The sequence below is a fragment of the uncultured Pontibacter sp. genome, assembly GCF_947492645.1.
Classification (GTDB): domain Bacteria; phylum Bacteroidota; class Bacteroidia; order Cytophagales; family Hymenobacteraceae; genus Pontibacter.
Genome location: NZ_CANLMZ010000005.1, coordinates 148,163 through 167,340, shown reverse-complemented (window position 1 = coordinate 167,340; position 19,178 = coordinate 148,163). Strand labels below are relative to the sequence as shown.

18 protein-coding genes are annotated in these 19,178 nt (G+C 45.0%); 15 read left to right on the top strand and 3 right to left on the bottom strand.

Features of this window, described 5'->3' with window-relative positions; translation table 11 throughout:
• Positions 1-10: 10 nt before the first annotated feature.
• The 4 genes from Q1A23_RS06040 (at position 11) to Q1A23_RS06025 (ending at position 3,146) form a co-directional block, all read left to right on the top strand.
• The gene (locus Q1A23_RS06040) at positions 11-709 is read left to right on the top strand and encodes a lycopene cyclase domain-containing protein (protein ID WP_299820959.1); all 699 of its coding nucleotides are present in this window, start codon (positions 11-13) and stop codon (positions 707-709) included.
• A gap of 5 nt (positions 710-714) precedes the next feature.
• The gene (locus Q1A23_RS06035) at positions 715-1,566 is read left to right on the top strand and encodes a 4-hydroxy-3-methylbut-2-enyl diphosphate reductase (protein WP_299820956.1); all 852 of its coding nucleotides are present in this window, start codon (positions 715-717) and stop codon (positions 1,564-1,566) included.
• 106 nt (positions 1,567-1,672) lie between these two features.
• Positions 1,673-2,365: a fatty acid desaturase gene (locus tag Q1A23_RS06030; RefSeq protein ID WP_299820953.1), complete on the top strand. Its 693-nt coding sequence runs from the start codon at positions 1,673-1,675 to the stop codon at positions 2,363-2,365.
• 217 nt (positions 2,366-2,582) lie between these two features.
• On the top strand, positions 2,583-3,146 hold the full coding sequence (locus tag Q1A23_RS06025; protein ID WP_299820950.1) for a hypothetical protein: 564 nt from the start codon (positions 2,583-2,585) through the stop codon (positions 3,144-3,146).
• Between the two features lie 70 nt (positions 3,147-3,216).
• On the opposite strand, the gene Q1A23_RS06020 is transcribed toward Q1A23_RS06025, so the two are convergent.
• The 3 genes from Q1A23_RS06020 to Q1A23_RS06010 form a co-directional block, all read right to left on the bottom strand.
• The gene (locus Q1A23_RS06020) at positions 3,217-3,573 is read right to left on the bottom strand and encodes a heavy-metal-associated domain-containing protein (protein WP_299820947.1); all 357 of its coding nucleotides are present in this window, start codon (positions 3,571-3,573) and stop codon (positions 3,217-3,219) included.
• A gap of 22 nt (positions 3,574-3,595) precedes the next feature.
• A complete protein-coding gene (locus tag Q1A23_RS06015; protein ID WP_299820945.1) occupies positions 3,596-5,803 on the bottom strand; it encodes a TonB-dependent receptor in 2,208 nt (735 codons plus the stop codon).
• 86 nt (positions 5,804-5,889) lie between these two features.
• Positions 5,890-6,267 carry a hypothetical protein gene (locus Q1A23_RS06010; protein ID WP_299820943.1) on the bottom strand — a complete coding sequence of 126 codons (378 nt, stop codon included), beginning with the start codon at positions 6,265-6,267 and terminating at the stop codon, positions 5,890-5,892.
• 398 nt (positions 6,268-6,665) lie between these two features.
• On the opposite strand from Q1A23_RS06010, the gene mraZ reads away from it, so the two are divergent.
• The 11 genes from mraZ to Q1A23_RS05955 all read left to right on the top strand — a co-directional run bounded on the left by mraZ (position 6,666) and on the right by Q1A23_RS05955 (position 19,170).
• Positions 6,666-7,133 (top strand): division/cell wall cluster transcriptional repressor MraZ, encoded by a 468-nt coding sequence (mraZ, locus tag Q1A23_RS06005; RefSeq protein WP_299820940.1) that lies wholly within the window; start codon positions 6,666-6,668, stop codon positions 7,131-7,133.
• Complete coding sequence (gene rsmH, locus Q1A23_RS06000) at positions 7,133-8,035, top strand: 16S rRNA (cytosine(1402)-N(4))-methyltransferase RsmH (RefSeq protein ID WP_299820937.1); 903 nt, start codon at positions 7,133-7,135, stop codon at positions 8,033-8,035. The genes mraZ and rsmH overlap by 1 nt, the downstream gene beginning before the upstream one ends.
• A gap of 53 nt (positions 8,036-8,088) precedes the next feature.
• Positions 8,089-8,520 carry an FtsL-like putative cell division protein gene (locus Q1A23_RS05995; RefSeq protein ID WP_299820934.1) on the top strand — a complete coding sequence of 144 codons (432 nt, stop codon included), beginning with the start codon at positions 8,089-8,091 and terminating at the stop codon, positions 8,518-8,520.
• Positions 8,510-10,609: a penicillin-binding protein gene (locus Q1A23_RS05990; protein ID WP_299820931.1), complete on the top strand. Its 2,100-nt coding sequence runs from the start codon at positions 8,510-8,512 to the stop codon at positions 10,607-10,609. Before Q1A23_RS05995 ends, Q1A23_RS05990 begins: the two co-directional genes overlap by 11 nt.
• Entirely contained in the window at positions 10,609-12,072 is a 1,464-nt protein-coding gene (locus Q1A23_RS05985; RefSeq protein ID WP_299820929.1) for a UDP-N-acetylmuramoyl-L-alanyl-D-glutamate--2,6-diaminopimelate ligase, read from the top strand. The genes Q1A23_RS05990 and Q1A23_RS05985 overlap by 1 nt, the downstream gene beginning before the upstream one ends.
• Before the next feature lie 35 nt (positions 12,073-12,107).
• Positions 12,108-13,328, top strand: coding sequence for a phospho-N-acetylmuramoyl-pentapeptide-transferase (mraY, locus tag Q1A23_RS05980; protein ID WP_299820928.1), 1,221 nt, complete (start codon positions 12,108-12,110; stop codon positions 13,326-13,328).
• A 21-nt stretch (positions 13,329-13,349) separates the two neighbouring features.
• Positions 13,350-14,693 carry a UDP-N-acetylmuramoyl-L-alanine--D-glutamate ligase gene (gene murD / locus Q1A23_RS05975; RefSeq protein ID WP_299820926.1) on the top strand — a complete coding sequence of 448 codons (1,344 nt, stop codon included), beginning with the start codon at positions 13,350-13,352 and terminating at the stop codon, positions 14,691-14,693.
• Positions 14,694-14,717: 24 nt separating this feature from the next.
• On the top strand, positions 14,718-15,911 hold the full coding sequence (locus Q1A23_RS05970) for an FtsW/RodA/SpoVE family cell cycle protein (RefSeq protein WP_299820924.1): 1,194 nt from the start codon (positions 14,718-14,720) through the stop codon (positions 15,909-15,911).
• Complete coding sequence (murG, locus tag Q1A23_RS05965; protein WP_299820921.1) at positions 15,904-17,016, top strand: undecaprenyldiphospho-muramoylpentapeptide beta-N-acetylglucosaminyltransferase; 1,113 nt, start codon at positions 15,904-15,906, stop codon at positions 17,014-17,016. The genes Q1A23_RS05970 and murG overlap by 8 nt, the downstream gene beginning before the upstream one ends.
• Complete coding sequence (murC, locus tag Q1A23_RS05960; protein WP_299820919.1) at positions 17,013-18,422, top strand: UDP-N-acetylmuramate--L-alanine ligase; 1,410 nt, start codon at positions 17,013-17,015, stop codon at positions 18,420-18,422. Before murG ends, murC begins: the two co-directional genes overlap by 4 nt.
• A 100-nt stretch (positions 18,423-18,522) precedes the next feature.
• Positions 18,523-19,170, top strand: coding sequence for a hypothetical protein (locus Q1A23_RS05955; protein ID WP_299820916.1), 648 nt, complete (start codon positions 18,523-18,525; stop codon positions 19,168-19,170).
• Positions 19,171-19,178: the final 8 nt, after the last annotated feature.

Below are 19,178 nucleotides of genomic sequence, written 5' to 3'. Positions count from 1 at the left end.
TTATTTAAGCATGTACATTTACCTGTACCTAAACATCTTCACCATCCTTTTCCCGCTGTTGCTCTCCTTTGATAAAAAGGTGGCGTTTTTCAGAGGCTGGTATGCCCTATGGCCGGCTATAGTCATTAACGCGGTATTTTTTATACTATGGGATGCTGCCTTTACAAAAGCGGGTGTTTGGGGCTTTAATGAAGCTTACTTAACAGGGGTATACTTTTGGGGCCTGCCTATAGAGGAAATAATGTTCTTTATTACCGTGCCCTACGCGTGCGTATTTATTTATGATGTGCTCAAGGCTTATATTCAGAAAGACTTGCTGCAACCCTATGCAAAAGCTGCATCACTATTGCTGCTTGTTGTGCTCCCTGTTATAGCGCTATTCAATTTTGAGCGGATTTATACTTCCATAACATTTATACTGCTTGCGCTGGCCCTGCTGGTGCATCTTAAGTTTTATGGTACACGATACCTGGGGCGGTTTTATTTGGCCTACCTGGTGCATCTGGTACCTTTCCTGCTGGTAAATGGCGTGCTAACCTATCTGCCTATCGTGTGGTACAACGATGCTTACAACCTGGGCCTGCGTATAGTCTCTATACCTGTGGAAGATACGATGTACTCTATGCTGATGCTGTTAGTGACGATATCTATTTATGAAGGTATAAAGCAGCGAAAAGCAATTAAACAATATCAACCTTCAGTTGTATAAATAGTATGAGCGGCCTAAACGTTACCATCGACAACAATTCCGGTTTCTGCTTCGGGGTGGTATATGCCATACAAATGGCAGAAGACCTGCTGGACGAACAGGGTTACCTGTATTGTTTGGGTGATATCGTTCATAACGATGTAGAGGTAGAGAGGCTGCAGCAACGTGGATTGCGAATAATTAACCATGAGGAACTAAGAAAACTGCATAATGAGGCTGTTTTGATAAGAGCACATGGCGAGCCGCCGGAAACTTATCAGACAGCGCTCCAAAACAATTTAACCTTGATAGATGCCTCTTGCCCGGTGGTGCTTAAATTGCAGAATCGCATTAAAACATCTTACGATAAACAAGACCAGATTTTTATTTATGGCAAACATGGCCATGCTGAAGTGCTGGGCTTGCTGGGGCAAACAAACAACCAGGCTGTAGTTTTTGAAAGTATAGAGGAGTTGCTGCAGCATGAGTTGCCGCCTAAAATTACGCTTTACAGCCAAACCACAAAAAGCACCGATAGCTTTTACCGCATAAAAGATAAACTGGAGCAGGATGGGTATGAAGTAAACAGCAACGATACTATTTGCAGGCAGGTGTCTAACCGGGATAAGGAACTGCGCAAGTTTGCTTCTAAGTTTGATAAAATCGTTTTTGTGTCGGGTACAAAGTCATCGAACGGCAAGGTGCTGTACCAGGTATGCAAGGAGACAAACCCAAGTACTTACTTTATATCAAAGGTTAGCGAATTGCAGCCGGCATGGTTCGAAAACGGAGAGTCTGTCGGGATTTGTGGCGCTACCTCTACACCCATGTGGTTGATGGAGGAAGTGCAGGAGGCTTTACTGGCTATGAAAGTATAGCATCTGCTAATCAAGTATCAGGATTTATTAGCTTTGCAGAAATAGGGTTTACCAAGAGCTTTAACAAAGTATAACCGGGGAGAGTTGTAGAGGGAGGAACACAAAAATGGCAATAGCACGGCAAAAAGATAGAAGAGGAGTGGCAATAGCAGCACTTGTAGTTGCTTGCTGGTCTGCTTTGCTTGTATACTTGCTGGCATATTTTGATGTGTCGTTTGCCTCGCCGCTTACTTATCTGTTTATTCTGCTGCAAACACACCTCTACACAGGCTTGTTTATTACCGCCCACGATGCCATGCATGGCGTAGCGGCACCGGGTAATCCTAAACTTAACAAAGCCATTGGTGCAATAACAGCTTTCCTTTTTGCCTATAACTGGTATCCGCGCCTGTTGCCCCGGCACCATCAGCACCACCGCCATGTGGCCACAGAACAAGATCCTGATTATCACCATGGCTCGTTTTGGCCCTGGTATTTTAGCTTTTTAAAGAATTACATTACCTGGTGGCAGATTTTGCTGATGGCTATTACTTACAATGTGCTGCAACTGTTCTTTCCGCTGCAGAACGTTGTGCTTTACTGGATGCTTCCGGCCATACTTGCTACTTTTCAATTATTCTATTTCGGTACTTATTTGCCCCATCGCGGCGAGCACTCTGCCAGCAATCCTCATAAATCCACTACGCAAAGCAAAAATCACTTGTGGGCCTTTGTCAGTTGCTATTTCTTCGGCTACCATTACGAGCACCACGACAAACCTTATCTGCCTTGGTGGCAGTTGTATAAAGCTAAAATATAAGCCGGATATACTGATAATCCTATTTTAATATTTTGGGAATATATTTATATTATATTGATATAGAGGGTATTATATATTCATTTGAGATGATGTGGAATGTTTTGTTATCGTTTCCGAAACATTTTCTAATAGCAGAAGTATGAATCAGCTAGAACAGGAACATGTATACCTGTAAACTTACGCACTTGATTCTACCACTTCACCCTTTGTAAACTATATGAACCGTCATTTACGACTTCTCTATATCATTCCGTTGTTTTTGCTGTTTTCTGCGTCTGCAGCTCAGGCTGGTAAAGACCCTAACATGGTTAAAGCCGGTGTGAGCTACATCTGGCTTTCAGAGTATGACAGCCAAGGTATAATGTTCAGCAATAGCTTTAGCCATCACTTTAGCGATAGGTTTGCCGTGGGGTTAAACCTGGGCCTTGCCAGCGGCTCCCGATACGACGATGTGAAAGAGATTTACTCTATTAAGAATGCCTTTTATATGGGTAACCTGGAGGCAAGCTTCGATGTGATGAACAATGAGTCCGTGGCTTTCAGGCTTGGGGGTGGAGTTGGTGCAAGGCATCGTGCAGAGATCAATTCCAACTCGGAGGATGGTACCGTTGATGGTTCTGTAAAACACATTAAAACATCGGATGTTGGTTTTAACGGGTTTATCGAAAACGACTTTAATATTTTGCGCAACGGCGTAGCAGGGGGCAGGGTAGGTTATTTTTATTATAAAAGCGGCACATCGGTGCTATCTATAGGCTTGCACCTGGGTTTTAAATTCTAATATAAACTTTAAAGCACATAAAAAAGGGGGAGCCATAGTATGGCTCCCCCTTTTTTATGTGCTGTGTGTTTTAGTGTGCTCCTGCTTCTTTCTTGCAGCAATCATCCAATCGTTTGTAGGCACGCTCAGAGGCAGGTTTGCTGTCGGCATCATAACCTGTTTCGTTTATTGCCTTTCGGATGTTATCCGGGCTTGTTTTGCGGCTGTCAAACACAACTGTCAGTACTTTAGAGTCCACATCAAGCGACGACGATTTAACACCCTTCTCATAGGCCATCGCTTTTTCCAGGCTCTTTTTGCACATGCCGCAAACAGCTGAAGTTTTTACTTCAAGGGTTTGTTCGTTTTTAGGCTGGGTTTGCGCATTGGCACCAACGCAAATGAAAAAAAGTGTAAAAACGGCTAAAAAGGATTTCAGAGTTTTCATGTGATAGTTATTTAATGTATTGTTAATCTATTTTAAAGCGTAATCCGGCGTATACAACGCGCCCTGTAATAGGCCCCCAAACCATACTAGCGTCAAAATTTGAGCCGAAGGGTTGGTCAGTACCAATAATAGGGTTTTCCTGTTTATAGTTCAAAATGTTTTCGGCTCCGGCATATAGTTCCCAGCGTTTGAATGCCCTGCTTACCTGCGTGTTAAAAGTATAAAACCTCTCCGACTTATGCACATTGTCTTGCTCTATAGGTGCTAAAGGCATCAATCCAAAATACTGTCCTGTCAGGTCGGCGCGCCATTTATCGAAAGGTGTGGCAAAACCAAGGTTTACAAAGAAGCGGTGCTGCGGAATCATCGGTTTTTGTATCAGCTGGCCGTTATACGTGGTTCTTACATCAAAATACTTGTAAGCCGTTTTCACATCCAGCCCTTTCAAAACCTCATACTGTAGTTCCGCCTGAAAGCTTTTGGAGAAGGAACGCCCATTCAGGTTATAGAATAGTGCCTGCGTTGGCTCAGAGTACATATCCAGCACTACCTGGTTATCAAAGGTGGTGTAGTAATAGTCAGTTACAAATGTGCCTGGCCTGCCGCCTAACTCGAAATACTGTGTAAACGAGCCGCCAATGTTCCAGGCCTCTTCGGGCTTCAGTTCTTCTTTGGCTTTAATCGCACGTGAGCTTACAAGTATGGCTGAGTTCTCGGCGACTGGGTTTGCTATCCGAAAGCCCTTTCCGGCGGCAATCCTGAAAATAGTGTTGGGCGTAGCATCATATTTAACATTTAGTCTTGGTGTAAACACCGTACCATATATACTGTGGAAGTCTACTCTGGAGCCAGCTACTAATGTTAAGTTTGTGGCATTGTTGTAGATATACTCCAAAAAAGCGCCTGGTATGTGCTCGGTGCGGCCAAAGGTGCTATCTGTTAGTGTTTCAGTATAGTCATCGTAAGTATAACTCAGGCCTGCTTTGTAAGTATGGCCCGTGTGCCCAAGTATAGACTGAAAAATAAGACGTGCAGAGCCGCTGTTTTGCTCTCCGTCATAGTCGCGGAAGCCGTAGCTGGACTTAAATTTATAGTGCGCCACCGATGTAATTAAACCAATGCTTTGGTAAGGCCTGCCCGGGTAAGTATAGGAAGACTTATTGTAGGCAGAAAACCTGTCTGTTTCGGAGTTGGTGCCATAGTAAAGCTGCTGCTCCTGCGGGATATCCTCTTTATACTTTAGTTGTCCGCCCACCTTGTTTTCATGGAGGGCATTTACGCCAAATTCCGACACTACGGCATCGTGGCTAAACTTCCACTTGTTAAACACATTGTATTGCGTGCCAATAGGCAAATCCATAAAGTCATCATCGTTGCGGTCTACACGGTTTCCCAGGTAGTTGGAGTGCAGCATCAGAATTGTGCTCCACTTTTTGCCCACAGAAGTGGCGAGGTTCAGGTTTGCATCGAATTTGGCTAAACTATTGCCATACAAGTTAAAGTATACACGCTCTGCCTTTTCAGGATCTTTTAGCAACACGTTTACCTGCCCCGATATAGATTCATAGCCATTCAGCACAGATCCTGTGCCTTTAATAATATCGATAGACTCTATGTAAGTGCCGGAAAGGTAGTTGAGCCTGTAAGGTATGGCAAGGCCGCGTAGGGCAGGTATGTTATCAGTCGTTAATAAAGTATAAGAGCCATCTAAACCCAGCATTTGTATCTGCTTTGCTCCCGATACAGCGTCTGTTGTAGATACTTCAACTGACGCATTTGTTTCAAAGCTTTCGGCCAGGTTGCAGCACGCCGACTTTTCAAGATCACGGCTGGTGATTACCTGTGAGTTAGTGGGGGTGAGGGAGGAGTAGCGCGCCTGCTGCCCTTCTACCACTACTTCCTGAAGCTTGTTGTTGGGCGTAAGCTGTACTACAATGTTGTTCTTGCCAGCCACAGTAATTGTATCTGCTTTATGGCCTATGTAGCTCACAATAATCTCTGGTGTAACTGCATCGGCTAGCGAAAGTGCAAATGCGCCGTTGGCGTTGGTAGAAGTGCCGATGGAGGTGCCTTTCCAGGCTACGTTAGCGCCTATAAGTGGTGTTTGGCTGTCGGTGTTAGCTACTACTTTGCCAGTTAGCTGCTGTGCTGCTGTGGGTAGTGTGGCTAAAATGTATAGTGCAAGCAATGCAGGTAAAGTGCGCAATAGCTTTGCTGTCTTGGTCTTCATTTTAACTTAAAGTCTAATTTACATAGATACAAACTGTAATGGGCACAGGTGTTGTTGCGAGTGCCGTTTCTGTACTATAGTAAGCGTTAGACTAAAAGTGTATGCAACTGGTGGAGCAGTTTGCGCCCGTAAATTGGCGGAGAACTGTCGGAGTAAGTATAAACGAGCTGTGCGGAAGCTTGTAAAACAGCTTGTTGAGGCGTAAACAGTTTGATGTGATGCGGAAAGTATACCGGTAGTTGAAGATTGAAAACCTTAAGCGAAGAAACAGGCTCAAGCTTCTCAAAAGCTACTCTTTCAGTACAGCAATCATCTGTATCCGCATCCGGGTCTGATGGTTTTTTACAGCACTCATCCATGTCCTGGGCAAGTGCTGTGGTTTTGATACCAGCCATTAAGCAGAACTGCTCGCTAAAAGCGACACCAACCGAGCCGAGTAAAATACTCAGGGTCAGTAAAAGCAAAATGCTATGTCTGGTGCTCTGCATCACGGTACAAATATACAATCTGTTTCCCACTTTACCCCACTTTTCCATAAACAAGTAGTTGCTCTGCCATTTTGCCCCACTTTACTGTGGAAATCTATAGTATATATAGTTTATGCTATGTAAAAAGCTGTAAAGTATTGGTTTATATGTATTTGTGTTTATTGATTCTCGTATTTTAGTTAAAAACTATATAGGGTGCAAAAAAACTTATACCCAATATATAGCGTTTTTAGTGTAGATAATGTGGATAAGTGGTGTGGATTACCATAATTTATCCACAAAGTGGTAAAAAGTGGTAGATTGTGGTTGTGGTGTTTTGTTGAATCGCTACATTTGTATAGTCCGAATACCATACGGACCAAGCTATATTGTCTATGAACTTCCTCTCTGGCGAATATGAATGCAAGATTGATCCGAAGGGAAGGTTGGTTTTACCTGCAAAGATAAAAGCCAACCTGCCGGAGGCGTCTGGTAATCATGTGGTGCTGATGAGAGGATTTGAACCTTGCCTGGTGCTTTATCCAAAGGCAGAATGGAAGGTGATTTATGATAAAGTAGCGGGCTTGAATGAGTTTAATGAAGAATATCGCCACTTCCAACGAAATTTCTTTCGTGGCAACACGGAAATTGAGCTGGATGGGGCAGGTCGTTTTATAGTGCCAAAAACGATGTCGCGCTTTGCTGAGCTGGAGAAAGAAGCAATTGTAGTTGGGTTAGGTAATCGCGTGGAAATCTGGAATCCTGATAAGTATGAGGAGTTCCTGATAAAAGACCAGCAGAATTTCTCGCAGCTGGCACAAAAGTTTTTAGGTGATAAACCGGCAGAGGAGCCTTTGATTTAATGGAGTACCATCGTCCTGTTTTGTTTCAAGAATCTGTAGATGCCCTGGCAATTAAGCCGGATGGTATTTATGTTGATGTAACCTTTGGCGGTGGAGGGCACTCCTCGTTAATAGCAAGTAAGCTTACAACCGGTAAGCTTTATGGTTTTGACCAGGACCGTGATGCTGAAGAGCAGTCGAAGAAGATTGAAAGCCCGGCATTTCAGTTCGTGCGTGCCAACTTCAGGGATCTTAAAAAATACCTGAGGCTTTACGGTGTAAAGAAGGTAGACGGCGTGCTAGCTGATCTTGGTGTTTCTTCTCATCAGTTTAACGTGCCGGAACGCGGCTTCTCAACAAGGTTTGAAGGCCCCCTGGATATGCGCATGAACGCAGAGGCTGGCACAACTGCTAAAGAGGTGCTGGAGACTTATTCAGAAGAACAGCTACATCGCATCTTTGGAATTTACGGAGAGGTTAAAAATGCCCGGACGCTTGCGCGTTTAATTGTGGAGAAGAGGGTGAGACAGCCATTTGAAACTATAAACGACTTTAAGCAGGCTATCAGTTCTTGCACGCCAAAGGGGAAAGAAAATAAGTACCTGGCGCAGGTTTTTCAGGCACTTCGGATTGAGGTGAACGACGAAATGCAGGCGTTGGAAGAGATGCTGGAGCAGGCAACAGAAGTTTTAAGCCCGGGCGGTAGATTGGTGGTTATATCTTACCACTCTTTAGAAGACAGGCTGGTGAAGAATTTTATTGCCAAGGGCAAGTTTTTTGGTGAGGTGGAGAAAGATCTGTTCGGAAACGAGATAAAGCCGCTCGATGCAGTAACCCGCAAACCCATTGTGCCATCAGAGCAGGAATTGCTCGAAAACAGCCGCTCCAGAAGCGCCAAACTCAGAATAGCAGAGAAAAGATAAATAGGATGATTAAATAACAGGCTATTACATAGCTCCAAATTTTTACAGTAACTATGGCTTCAAATGTTCTAATAAAACAAAATACCCCGCCGAAGGCCAACTCGGCGCGCGTGAAGCCAAAGGTGGAGCAGCCTAAAAAGCCTTCTGGCAGAAAATTCAGCATCTTCAAGCTCCTGGACAAGTATACCAACGTGGATGCTTTGTTCGAAGAAGGAGTTCCGCTTAAGTACCTTCCGTATATACTTTTTACGACGTTAATTACCCTTTTCTACATTGGTAACACGCATTTTGCCGAAAAAACAATCCGCAGAATCGATAAGATCAAAGTAGAGACAGAAGACCTGCGCGCAGATTATACTACGCTAAAGTCAGACTACATGGAAGCCAGCAAACAGTCCGAGGTTGCACGCAACGTAGAGCCACTCGGCCTGGTCGAAAGTTCATCGCCACCTTATCAAGTGATTGTGCCTGCCGATGAATATTAAGAAGTCCATAGTGTTAAGGGTGCGGGTAGCCTTTCTGGTTATCTGCCTTTTTGCGTGTGCTATTGTGTACAAGGTGGTGCAGATCCAGTTTATGGACGGGGCCCGCTGGAAGAAAATTTCCAAGGAAAGACGTATCCGTTACCAGCCTGTGTTTGCCACACGAGGTAACATTTATTCCGACAACGGAAGTATACTGGCAACCTCATTGCCATTTTACCGGGTTGCATTCGATCCGACGGTTGCCGATGCGGCCACTTTTAATGCAGGCGTGGACTCTTTGTCTATGCTTTTGGCACGTTTCTATAAAGACAAATCAGAGGATTATTATCGCCGTAAGATAAAAAACGCCCGCCACGACGGTAGAAGATACCTGCGACTAAACAGCAGACAAATAAATTACCAGGACAAGAAAATGATGGCGCAATGGCCGATTTTCAGGGCCGGTAAAAACAAAGGCGGAGTCATATTCGAGAAAGTAGAGAAACGTTTTAAGCCATTTGGCTTGCTTGCCGAGCGCACAGTAGGCTTTATAAACGAAGATAAGAACGGAGCTGGTTTAGAGTTCAGCTTTAACAGCCACTTGGCTGGTACTAACGGAGAGGCGCTTTTTGAGCGTATGGCTGGTGGTAACAAGCCTATTTATGATGGCACGGAAGTAAAGCCGCAGCACGGATACGACATTAAAACCACCATTGATATTAACCTGCAGGATGTGGCAGAGAACGCGTTGTATAAAGCCTTGGAAAAGACCAATGCTGAGTACGGCTGCGTGATTATGATGGAGGTGAAGACAGGCGAGATAAAAGCAATTGCTAACCTGGGAAAAACAAAAGGCGGGTACATAGAGGATTATAACTATGCCGTTGGTAACCAAGGACGTACGGAGCCTGGATCTACTTTCAAACTCGCCTCGATGATGGCCATGTTTGAGTATGCACCAGAGGTTAAACTTACAGATAGCGTTGATACGGGAGAGGGTACATACCGGATCAAAAACACGACTATGACTGATGCCAAAAGAGGCGGATACGGCATGTTATCGGTGCAGGAGGTTTTCGAAAAGTCTTCTAATATCGGCGTTGCAAAGCTGATGGAGCAGCATTTTAGTAACAACCCGCAGGCGTTCGTGGACTACCTGAATAAGTTTGGACTTAACAGTACACTTGGTTTCCAGATGGACGGCGAGGCCAGGCCATACATCAAAAGCCCACAGGATAAAAATTGGTACGGTACCACGCTCACCTCTATGTCTATTGGTTATGAGATGAAGTTGTCGCCGTTACAGACACTAGCCTTCTACAATGCCGTTGCAAATAACGGCGTAAAAATACAGCCGATTATTGTAAAAGAAATAAGCAAGACAAATACCGTTATACAGTCTTTTAAAACCCGTGTGCTAAACGAGAAAGTATGCTCTGACGAAACCCTGAAGCGCCTGCGCGAAATGTTGGAGGGCGTAGTTGAGAACGGTACTGCAAAGAATATACTAAGTAAAGATTACAAAGTAGCCGGTAAAACAGGTACGGCCCGCAAGGTAAAGAACGGCCGCTATGTAATGGAGTACTCTACTTCTTTTGCCGGTTATTTCCCAGCCGATAATCCGAAGTATAGCTGCATTGTGATCATCGACAGTCCTAAGGGCGTGAATGTGTATGGTGGCGATGTGGCAGCACCGGTATTTAAAGAGCTTGCCGATAAAGCATATGCGCGTGACCTGGCCATGCACAAATCTTTGAAAGCTAGAGTGGTTCCGAATAAAGACAGCATGCCGGCAGTTGGCGGCGGCAGCCTGGAAGACCTTACCTATATCTGCAATAAAATAGGTATCAGTAACCACGCAAACGGCACCGAAGAGGAGTGGGTGAAAGCAGAGCCGAAAATGCGCTCTTTAGATTTTAAGCCAAACCCTGTGTTGGCGAACAAGGTGCCGGATGTAAAAGGTATGACCTTGCGCGATGCCCTGTTTATACTTGGCAATCAACACCTTGATGTTAGAATTGAGGGAGCGGGCAAACGAGTAAAGCAGCAGTCGCTGGAGCCGGGAACGGATATTACGCAAAAAACTAAAATAACAATTGTACTGAGCTAATGCAGTCGCTGCAGAACATATTAAAAGACGTTAAGGTCCTAGAGATAAAGGGAGGAAAGGATGTGTCCGTTCAGGCCATCACATTCGATTCGCGGCAGGTGCGTGAAGGCGTTGCCTTTGTGGCCGTGCGCGGAGTGCAGGCTGACGGGCATGATTATATCCAGAAAGCAGAGGATGCTAAAGCTGCGGCAATAGTTTGTGAAGAGCTGCCAGCAGAGCTGCAGCCAAGTATAACGTATGTGCTTGTGCAGGATTCCGGGGACGCTTTAGGTAAAATGGCATCAGCGTTTTACGGCCATCCATCTTCTAAGCTAAAGCTGATTGGTGTAACAGGTACAAATGGTAAAACAACATCCGTAACGCTACTGCACAAACTTTTCAGAGAGCTGGGGTATCATGTTGGGATGCTCTCAACAGTACAAAACCAGATTGACGAGGAGGTAATTCCGTCTACACATACAACTCCGGATGCTGTAAAGCTGAACGAACTGCTTGCACAGATGGTAAAAGCCGGCTGTGCTTACTGCTTCATGGAGGTTAGCTCGCATGCTATGGTGCAGAAGCGGGTAGCAGGGTTACAGTTTGCAGGCGGTGTTTTCACGAACATCACCCACGACCACCTGGACTACCACCAAACCTTTGACGAATATATCAAAGCAAAGAAGCTTTTCTTCGATGGCTTGCCGAAAGGCGCGTTTGCACTTATCAACTCCGACGATAAGCGAGGTGCGGTAATGGTGCAGAATACCAAAGCCAGCATACATGAGTTCTCTTTGCGGAAGGTAACAGAGTTTAAGGCGCGTATTATCGATAACACCATACAGGGGCTGCACATGGAAGTGGACGGACAGGAAGTATGGTGCAAATTGATAGGGTCGTTTAACGCCTATAATTTTCTTGGGGTATATGCTGTGGCTGTACTGCTTGGCGAAGAACCGGTAGAGGCGCTAACGATACTTTCCAGCCTGGAGTCTGCAGCAGGGCGCTTTGATTACATTGTTTCTGATTCGCAGGTTACAGCTATCGTTGACTATGCCCATACGCCTGATGCGCTGGAAAATGTACTGAACACAATACAGCAGATACGAACGCCCCTTCAGAAAGTGATAACAGTTGTTGGCTGTGGCGGAAACAGAGATGCGGCTAAGCGGCCTATCATGGCTGATATTGCCTGCCGCTTTAGCGATAAAGTTATACTTACCTCTGATAATCCGCGCTTTGAAGAGCCGCAGGCTATACTTGAGGATATGCAGAAAGGTGTTAAGCCACTTGATTTCAAAAAGACATTGTCGGTGCTGGATAGGAAAGAGGCTATAAAAACAGCCTGCATGCTGGCTGAGCCAAATGATATCATACTTGTAGCCGGAAAGGGCCACGAAACTTACCAGGAAATTAAAGGCGTAAAGTCTGATTTTGACGACAAGCAGGTGTTACGCCAGATGTTTCAGCAACTGGGTAAATAAAAATAGAAAGCTAAAGGAAACCGAAGTATAAATTAATGTTATATCACCTTTTTACATACCTCGACCGGGAATTTGACTTTATAGGAGCAGGTGTGTTTCAGTACATCTCCTTCAGGGCAGGTATGGCTACGCTTGTGTCGCTGCTGATTGCAATGATTTTTGGAGGTAAACTGATAAAAGTATTGCAGCGCAAGCAGGTGGGTGAAAGTATACGCGACCTTGGACTGGACGGACAGCTAGAGAAGAAAGGTACACCAACTATGGGTGGGCTTATCATTATACTGGCCATACTGGTTCCTACCTTGCTTTTTGCGCGCCTGGATAACATTTACATCATCCTGATGCTGGTTTCTACCGTATGGTTAGGCTTGATCGGTTTTCTGGATGATTATATCAAGGTTTTCAAAAAGAACAAAGAAGGGCTGGCAGGGCGCTTTAAGATTTTAGGCCAGATAGGCCTTGGCGTAATTGTGGGTCTTACATTATACTTTAACGACGATGTGGTGGTACGGCAGTATATGTTAGCCGACGGCACGACTTCAGCAGTTAATGCTTCGAAGCATTACGTGGATGTGCACAGCATGATCACAACCATACCGTTCCGCAAAAACAACGAGCTGGATTATTGTAACCTGTTCTCTTTTGCAGGTTCGTTATTTCAGGGTTGGTCATGCTACCTCTATATTCCGTTCGTGATCCTGGTTATTACTGCAGTATCAAACGGTGCCAACATAACAGATGGTATAGATGGTTTAGCAGCAGGCACATCTGCCATTATAGGTTTAACGCTAGCCATTTTTGCATGGATATCGGGTAATACCATTTTTGCAGACTACCTGGATGTCATGTTTATCCCTAATTCCGGCGAACTCACAATTTTCTGTTTGGCCTTTGTGGGAGCTTGCGTTGGGTTTTTGTGGTATAACACTTATCCGGCACAAGTATTTATGGGTGATACGGGTAGCCTGGCCATTGGCGGTATTATTGCCGTGTTGGCGCTGATTGTAAGAAAAGAGTTATTGATTCCGATTCTGTGCGGCATCTTCCTGATAGAGAACCTGTCGGTGATGCTGCAGGTGAGTTATTTTAAGTATACTAAAAAGAAGTATGGCGAAGGGCGCCGCATCTTAAAAATGTCGCCGCTGCACCACCACTACCAGAAGCTTGGTTACCATGAGTCCAAAATAGTAGGCCGTTTCTGGATTGTAGGTATCATGCTGGCCATTTTAACGCTGGCAACACTTAAACTTCGCTAACGAAAAACGATTAAACTGAAAATGAAGATAGCAATACTAGGAGCAGGCGAGAGTGGCGTAGGAGCTGCATTACTGGCACAGGCTAAGGGCATCGATGTGTTCGTTTCAGACATGGGCCAGATCAAAGACCAATACAAAGCCAAACTGGCAACTGCTGCTATCCCGTTTGAAGAAGGAACCCATACGTTAGATATAATTCTAGATGCTGATGAAATCATTAAAAGTCCTGGCATTCCTGATAAAGCTGCAGTTATACAAGAAGCAACCAAGAAACAGATACCTGTAATTTCTGAAATAGAGTTTGCCGGGAGGTTTACCAATGCCAAATTTATTTGCATTACAGGCACCAACGGAAAAACTACAACTACCCTGCTAACTTACCACCTGCTCAAGAATGCGGGAATCAATGTAGGGCTTGCAGGTAATATCGGGGAAAGCCTGGCAGAGAAGGTAATCGACAATAAGCATGATTATTATGTAGTGGAGCTAAGCAGCTTTCAGCTGGATAACATGTACCAGTTCAAGGCGCACATTGCCGTATTGCTAAACATCACGCCTGACCACCTGGACCGCTACGAGTACAGCATGGATAAGTATGCCGCCTCAAAACTGCGGGTTGCACAGAATATGACAGGCAGCGATTTCTTTGTTTTAAACGCTGACGACGAAAACATAGCCAAAGCATTCGACTCTGTAAATTTTGCCGGTACTTCAGTACCCATTTCGTTGCAGGGTGCAGCAGGTGCTAAAGTATACTTTGATGGGGCAAGTATTAAAGTAGAGGAGCAGTTTTACGAAGGCACAGTAGATACTTCCAAGTCTGGTCTTATCGGCAAGCACAACCAGTATAATACCATGGCAGCAGTAGCTGTAGCTAAATTGGTAGGTGTTGCTGATGATGTGATAGAAAAGGCGCTGGAGACTTTTGAAAACGCAGAACACCGCCTGCAGCAGGTAGCAGTAGCCAAAGAGGTAACCTATATCAACGACTCCAAAGCGACCAATGTTGAGGCAGTATGGTATGCGCTGGAAGGCATTAAGCAGCCAATTGTATGGATAGCAGGTGGCGTGGACAAAGGCAACGATTATACTACCCTGGTAGATTTAGCCCGCGAAAAAGTAAAAGTGCTGGTATGCCTGGGTAAGGACAACGAGAAATTAAAGGAGGTTTTTGGCAGGGTAATTCCAATCATTGCAGAAACAACCTCTATAGAGTATGCCGTGCGTTTAAGCCGCTCGCTGGCTACCCCTGGAGATGTGGTTCTTTTGTCGCCGGCTTGTGCGAGCTTCGACTTATTTAACAATTACGAGCATCGGGGGCTGCGCTTTAAAGAGGCCGTGGAGAAGATAGTTTTAAAAAAATAACATAACCGATTTAGCCAAAGGTTTATGATAAAGCAGTGGTTACAGAAAAACCTGAAAGGGGATCCTGTATTATGGGGAATTGTACTGATGTTCTCGCTTATAAGCGTGGCCGTAGTATATTCTGCCACAGGTACGCTTGCCTATAAGAAAATGGAGGGTAACACGGAATATTTCCTGTTCAAGCACTCTTTTCTGATTCTGGTGGGCTTGGGTTTTATGTGGGCTGCCCATAAAATTGATTACCGTTATTATGCCAAACTTTCGCTTGTGGCGCTGGTAATATCAGCACCTTTGCTGCTCTTTACATACTTCTACGGCTCAAACATCAACGAGGCTTCCCGCTGGATCACTATTCCTGTTATCAACCAAACGTTTCAGCCGTCTGACTTAGCAAAACTGGCTTTGATCTCATTCCTGGCCAGTATGTTATCCAGAAGGCAACAGGAGATGGGCAAAAATGAGGATGTTTGGGCTGATATAAAGAAAATACTCCTGCCGATTTTTGGCTGGACAATTGGTATTTGTGCGCTTATTGCCTTAACAAACACCTCTACAGCTTTACTCCTCTTCCTTACGTGCCTGTTGCTGATGTTTATCGGTAGAGTTCCGATTAAGTACCTGGCTGCCGTGGTGATTGTAGGTGGTATTGTAGGTGGTGGCGCTCTGGCAGCAGGTCAGCGTTTGGATACGGCCATTAGCCGAGTAGAGGATTTCATGGATCCAAACGAAACGGCTTTCCAGTTAGAGCAGTCTTACATTGCCATTGCTACGGGTGGTGTAGTTGGCAAAGGCCCGGGAAATAGTGATCAACGTGATATTTTACCTCACCCATACTCCGACTTTATCTATGCCATTATCTTGGAAGAGTATGGCTTACTGGGCGGTATTGCGGTGCTTTTCCTATACTTAGCTTTGCTGTACCGGGGGCTTGTAACTGTATCCAACAGCTATGGGGCCTTTGGCGGCTTGCTATCAGCGGGTTTAAGTTTTAGCCTTGTTATACAAGCGATGGTAAACATGGGTGTTGCCGTAGGGCTAGGCCCGATCACAGGTCTGCCATTGCCGCTACTAAGTATGGGTGGTACCTCCTTGATATTTACGGGTATATCTCTCGGGATTATACTTAGCGTTAGCCGCGGCGACAGCAAATTGAAAGATGCTGCTGTTGGTGCACCTGTTAATGATGTTTCACCGGTAAATGTGCCTGTAAATGCCTGATAAGCAGCGGCCATATAGAGTGATAATAAGCGGTGGCGGCACCGGCGGGCACATTTATCCTGCTGTTGCCATTGCTAACCAGTTAAAGGCTATTAACCCTGCCACAGAAATTCTTTTTGTGGGGGCAAAAGGCCGCATGGAAATGACTAAAGTGCCTGAGGCCGGCTATAAAATTGTGGGGTTATGGATTAGCGGAATCCAGCGTCGGCTTACATTAGACAATCTGTCGTTTCCGCTTAAGGTGTTGTCAAGTATAAAAGCATCGCACAAAATCATAAAAGACTTTAAGCCTGATGCGGTAGTTGGCGTTGGTGGGTACGCAAGCGGGCCATTATTGTATGCCGCAACAGCACGTAAGATTCCGGCGCTTATACAGGAGCAAAATTCTTATGCTGGCATTACAAATAAACTGTTAGCTAAACGGGTTAATAAAGTATGCGTGGCATATCCAAACATGGCTGCCTTTTTTCCGGAAGATAAGCTGGTGCTAACAGGAAACCCCGTTCGCAGCGACATATTGGACAGCAACTCTAAACGAGTTGAAGCGCTTGCGCATTTTGGTATTGCAGCCGATAAAAAAACTATACTTGTGATAGGCGGTAGCCTGGGTGCAAGAACCATCAACCAAAGTATAGCCGCAGGGTTAGAGCAACTGGCGCAAGCCGGGTACCAACTTATCTGGCAAACTGGCAAAGCTTTTTACCAGCAAGCGCAGGAGTTGGAGCAGAAGTATAGCTCACAAGGTATAAAAGCCTTTGATTTTATAAAACGCATGGACCTGGCCTATGCAGCAGCAGATGTGGTGATCTCAAGGGCAGGCGCTTTGTCAATATCAGAGCTTTGCCTTGTAGCAAAGCCCGCTATACTGGTACCATCTCCTAATGTGGCCGAAGACCATCAGACAAAGAATGCTATGGCATTGGTGCAGCAGCAGGCAGCCATACTTGTACGAGACCAGGAGGCAGGGCAGAAACTGGTGCAAACAGCCCTACAACTTGTGCAGAACGAGGAAGAGCAGAAGCGCCTAAGCCAGAACATACTTAAAATGGCCAAGCCCAATGCGGCAGCCGACATAGTAAACGAACTAATTAAACTGATCAAGTGAAACTGGAGCAGTATACATATATCTACTTTTTAGGCATCGGTGGCATTGGCATGAGTGCTATTGCCCGCTGGTTTAATGCGAAGGGATATCCGGTATGGGGTTATGATAAAACCCGCACACCGCTTACCGAAGCATTAGAGCAGGAAGGAATACGCGTGCACTACCAAGATGATGTAACGTTGCTGCCACAGGAGATCATCGAAAACAAAGAGCAGACCTTGGTGGTGCTGACGCCAGCCATACCTGCCGAGCATACCGAGTGGGCATACCTAAGAGAGCATGGCTACACCATCAAAAAACGCTCAGAGGTTTTGGGGATTATCACTTCCGGCGCATTTACGATAGCGGTTGCAGGCACTCATGGCAAAACGACGACCTCATCAATTGTAACACAGTTGCTGCGTCATGCAGGTGTAGATTGCTCTGCTTTTCTGGGCGGTATTTCTACAAACCTTAACTCAAACTTGCTGATAAGTAAAGGAGAGGGTGGAAGTGAAACAGTAGTTGTAGAGGCTGATGAGTACGACAGATCTTTTCTGACGCTTTATCCTGATGTGGCTATTGTAACATCCGCAGATCCGGATCACCTGGATATCTATGGAGATACTGAAGAAATGATCCGCACTTTCCAGAAGTTTATCAGCCAGGTAAAACCTGGTGGTCATTTATTTATACAAGAAGGCACGGATTCGCGATTGACTGACTTAGTGCAGGAGGGGGTGCAGGTTATAAAGTATGGTTTAAACAAGGGACAGGCACATGTGCAGAATGTAAGCATAAACGGTCGCTGGTTCGAGTTTGATGCACAAAGCCCACTAGGGAATATAGCAGGGTTGCGTCTGGGCTTGCCGGGTTTCCATAATGTGGAGAACACCTTAGCCGCTATACTTGCGGCACAGGTTATGCAACTAGATGCGCAAAGTATAAAGGCAGGAGTGGCGAGTTATACCGGCGTAAAAAGACGATTTGAATTTGTGTACGAAGGGCAGGGCAAAGTATATGTAGATGATTATGCGCATCATCCCAAAGAGATTGAAGCTTTTATGACGTCGCTGCGTGCGCTATACCCAAACAAGCGAATTAAAGTGCTATTTCAGCCGCACCTGTACACCCGTACACGTGACTTTGCAGCAGAGTTTGCCCAAAGCTTAAGTATGGCCGACGAGCTGGTGCTGCTGGATATCTATCCGGCACGGGAAAAACCAATTCAGGGAGTAAACTCAGAGCTGATTTTAGAGCAGGTTACGTGCAACCATAAAGAAATATTGCACAAAGAAAATATAATTGAGAATTTGCTTAAAAACAGCGATTTTGATGTATTGGCAACTGTTGGAGCCGGTGATATCGACACGCTGGTAAAGCCTATCAGAAATTTTTTAGAAAAAGAAGGTCATGGGCTTGAATAGTAAAATAAAATCTTTAATTTTTGCAGGTTGTAGCATCATATCGATTGGCGCTCTCGCAGGTTTTGCTGATTCTAGGCAAAATGAAAAAATCTGTAAGAAAGTGTCAATAAATATTGATAATGAGTACAATAATTACTTTATTGGGGATAAGGAAGTAAGAGACCTTTTAACACGTGAAGGAGATCGCAAATTAGAAGGGCTTCCGAACCGCAATATTGATCTTAAAAACCTGGAAAAACGCATCGAAGCAAATAAATTTGTAAAAGATGCCGAAGTATACCGGGGGCTAGACGGAAATATTCATGTTAAAGTAAAACAGAATAGGCCTATTGCTAGAATTATACGACCAGACCAAGATGTCTATATAGATGCGGAGGGCAACATCCTTCCACTCTCAGACAGATACACCGCTCGTGTAATACCAATAACCAAGTCGGCTTTATTAAAGAACCTGGATCGTGAGTTCTTTCAGGATTCAACAGGACAGGCTTACCTTTCTTTGCTGCAGTTCATTGAGAACGACCAGTTCTGGAAGGCACAGATTGCCCAAATGCACATTGACGGCAAAGGGAAAATTTCGTTTCTGCCGCAAGTGGGGGAGCATACCATAGAGTTTGGTAAACCCACCGAAGTAGAACCAAAATTCAGGAAACTGATGATCTTTTATAAAGAAGTGCTGCCTGTAATGGGCTGGGACGAATATAAAAGAGTGAATGTAGAGTACGAAGATCAGATTATTTGCGAATAAATATACAG

Excerpts from the sequence above, each read along its gene's own strand:
- Q1A23_RS06025 (WP_299820950.1), top strand. The coding sequence starts at position 2,583 with ATGAACCGTCATTTACGACTTCTCTATATCATTCCGTTGTTTTTGCTG.
- Q1A23_RS05995 (WP_299820934.1), top strand. The coding sequence starts at position 8,089 with ATGGCTTCAAATGTTCTAATAAAACAAAATACCCCGCCGAAGGCCAAC.
- Q1A23_RS06020 (WP_299820947.1), bottom strand. The coding sequence starts at position 3,573 with ATGAAAACTCTGAAATCCTTTTTAGCCGTTTTTACACTTTTTTTCATT.
- mraY (WP_299820928.1), top strand. The coding sequence starts at position 12,108 with ATGTTATATCACCTTTTTACATACCTCGACCGGGAATTTGACTTTATA.
- Q1A23_RS05985 (WP_299820929.1), top strand. The coding sequence starts at position 10,609 with ATGCAGTCGCTGCAGAACATATTAAAAGACGTTAAGGTCCTAGAGATA.
- mraZ (WP_299820940.1), top strand. The coding sequence starts at position 6,666 with ATGAACTTCCTCTCTGGCGAATATGAATGCAAGATTGATCCGAAGGGA.
- murG (WP_299820921.1), top strand. The coding sequence starts at position 15,904 with ATGCCTGATAAGCAGCGGCCATATAGAGTGATAATAAGCGGTGGCGGC.
- rsmH (WP_299820937.1), top strand. The coding sequence starts at position 7,133 with ATGGAGTACCATCGTCCTGTTTTGTTTCAAGAATCTGTAGATGCCCTG.
- Q1A23_RS05970 (WP_299820924.1), top strand. The coding sequence starts at position 14,718 with ATGATAAAGCAGTGGTTACAGAAAAACCTGAAAGGGGATCCTGTATTA.
- murD (WP_299820926.1), top strand. The coding sequence starts at position 13,350 with ATGAAGATAGCAATACTAGGAGCAGGCGAGAGTGGCGTAGGAGCTGCA.
- Q1A23_RS06040 (WP_299820959.1), top strand. The coding sequence starts at position 11 with ATGTACATTTACCTGTACCTAAACATCTTCACCATCCTTTTCCCGCTG.
- Q1A23_RS05990 (WP_299820931.1), top strand. The coding sequence starts at position 8,510 with ATGAATATTAAGAAGTCCATAGTGTTAAGGGTGCGGGTAGCCTTTCTG.
- Q1A23_RS06030 (WP_299820953.1), top strand. The coding sequence starts at position 1,673 with ATGGCAATAGCACGGCAAAAAGATAGAAGAGGAGTGGCAATAGCAGCA.
- Q1A23_RS06035 (WP_299820956.1), top strand. The coding sequence starts at position 715 with ATGAGCGGCCTAAACGTTACCATCGACAACAATTCCGGTTTCTGCTTC.
- Q1A23_RS06015 (WP_299820945.1), bottom strand. The coding sequence starts at position 5,803 with ATGAAGACCAAGACAGCAAAGCTATTGCGCACTTTACCTGCATTGCTT.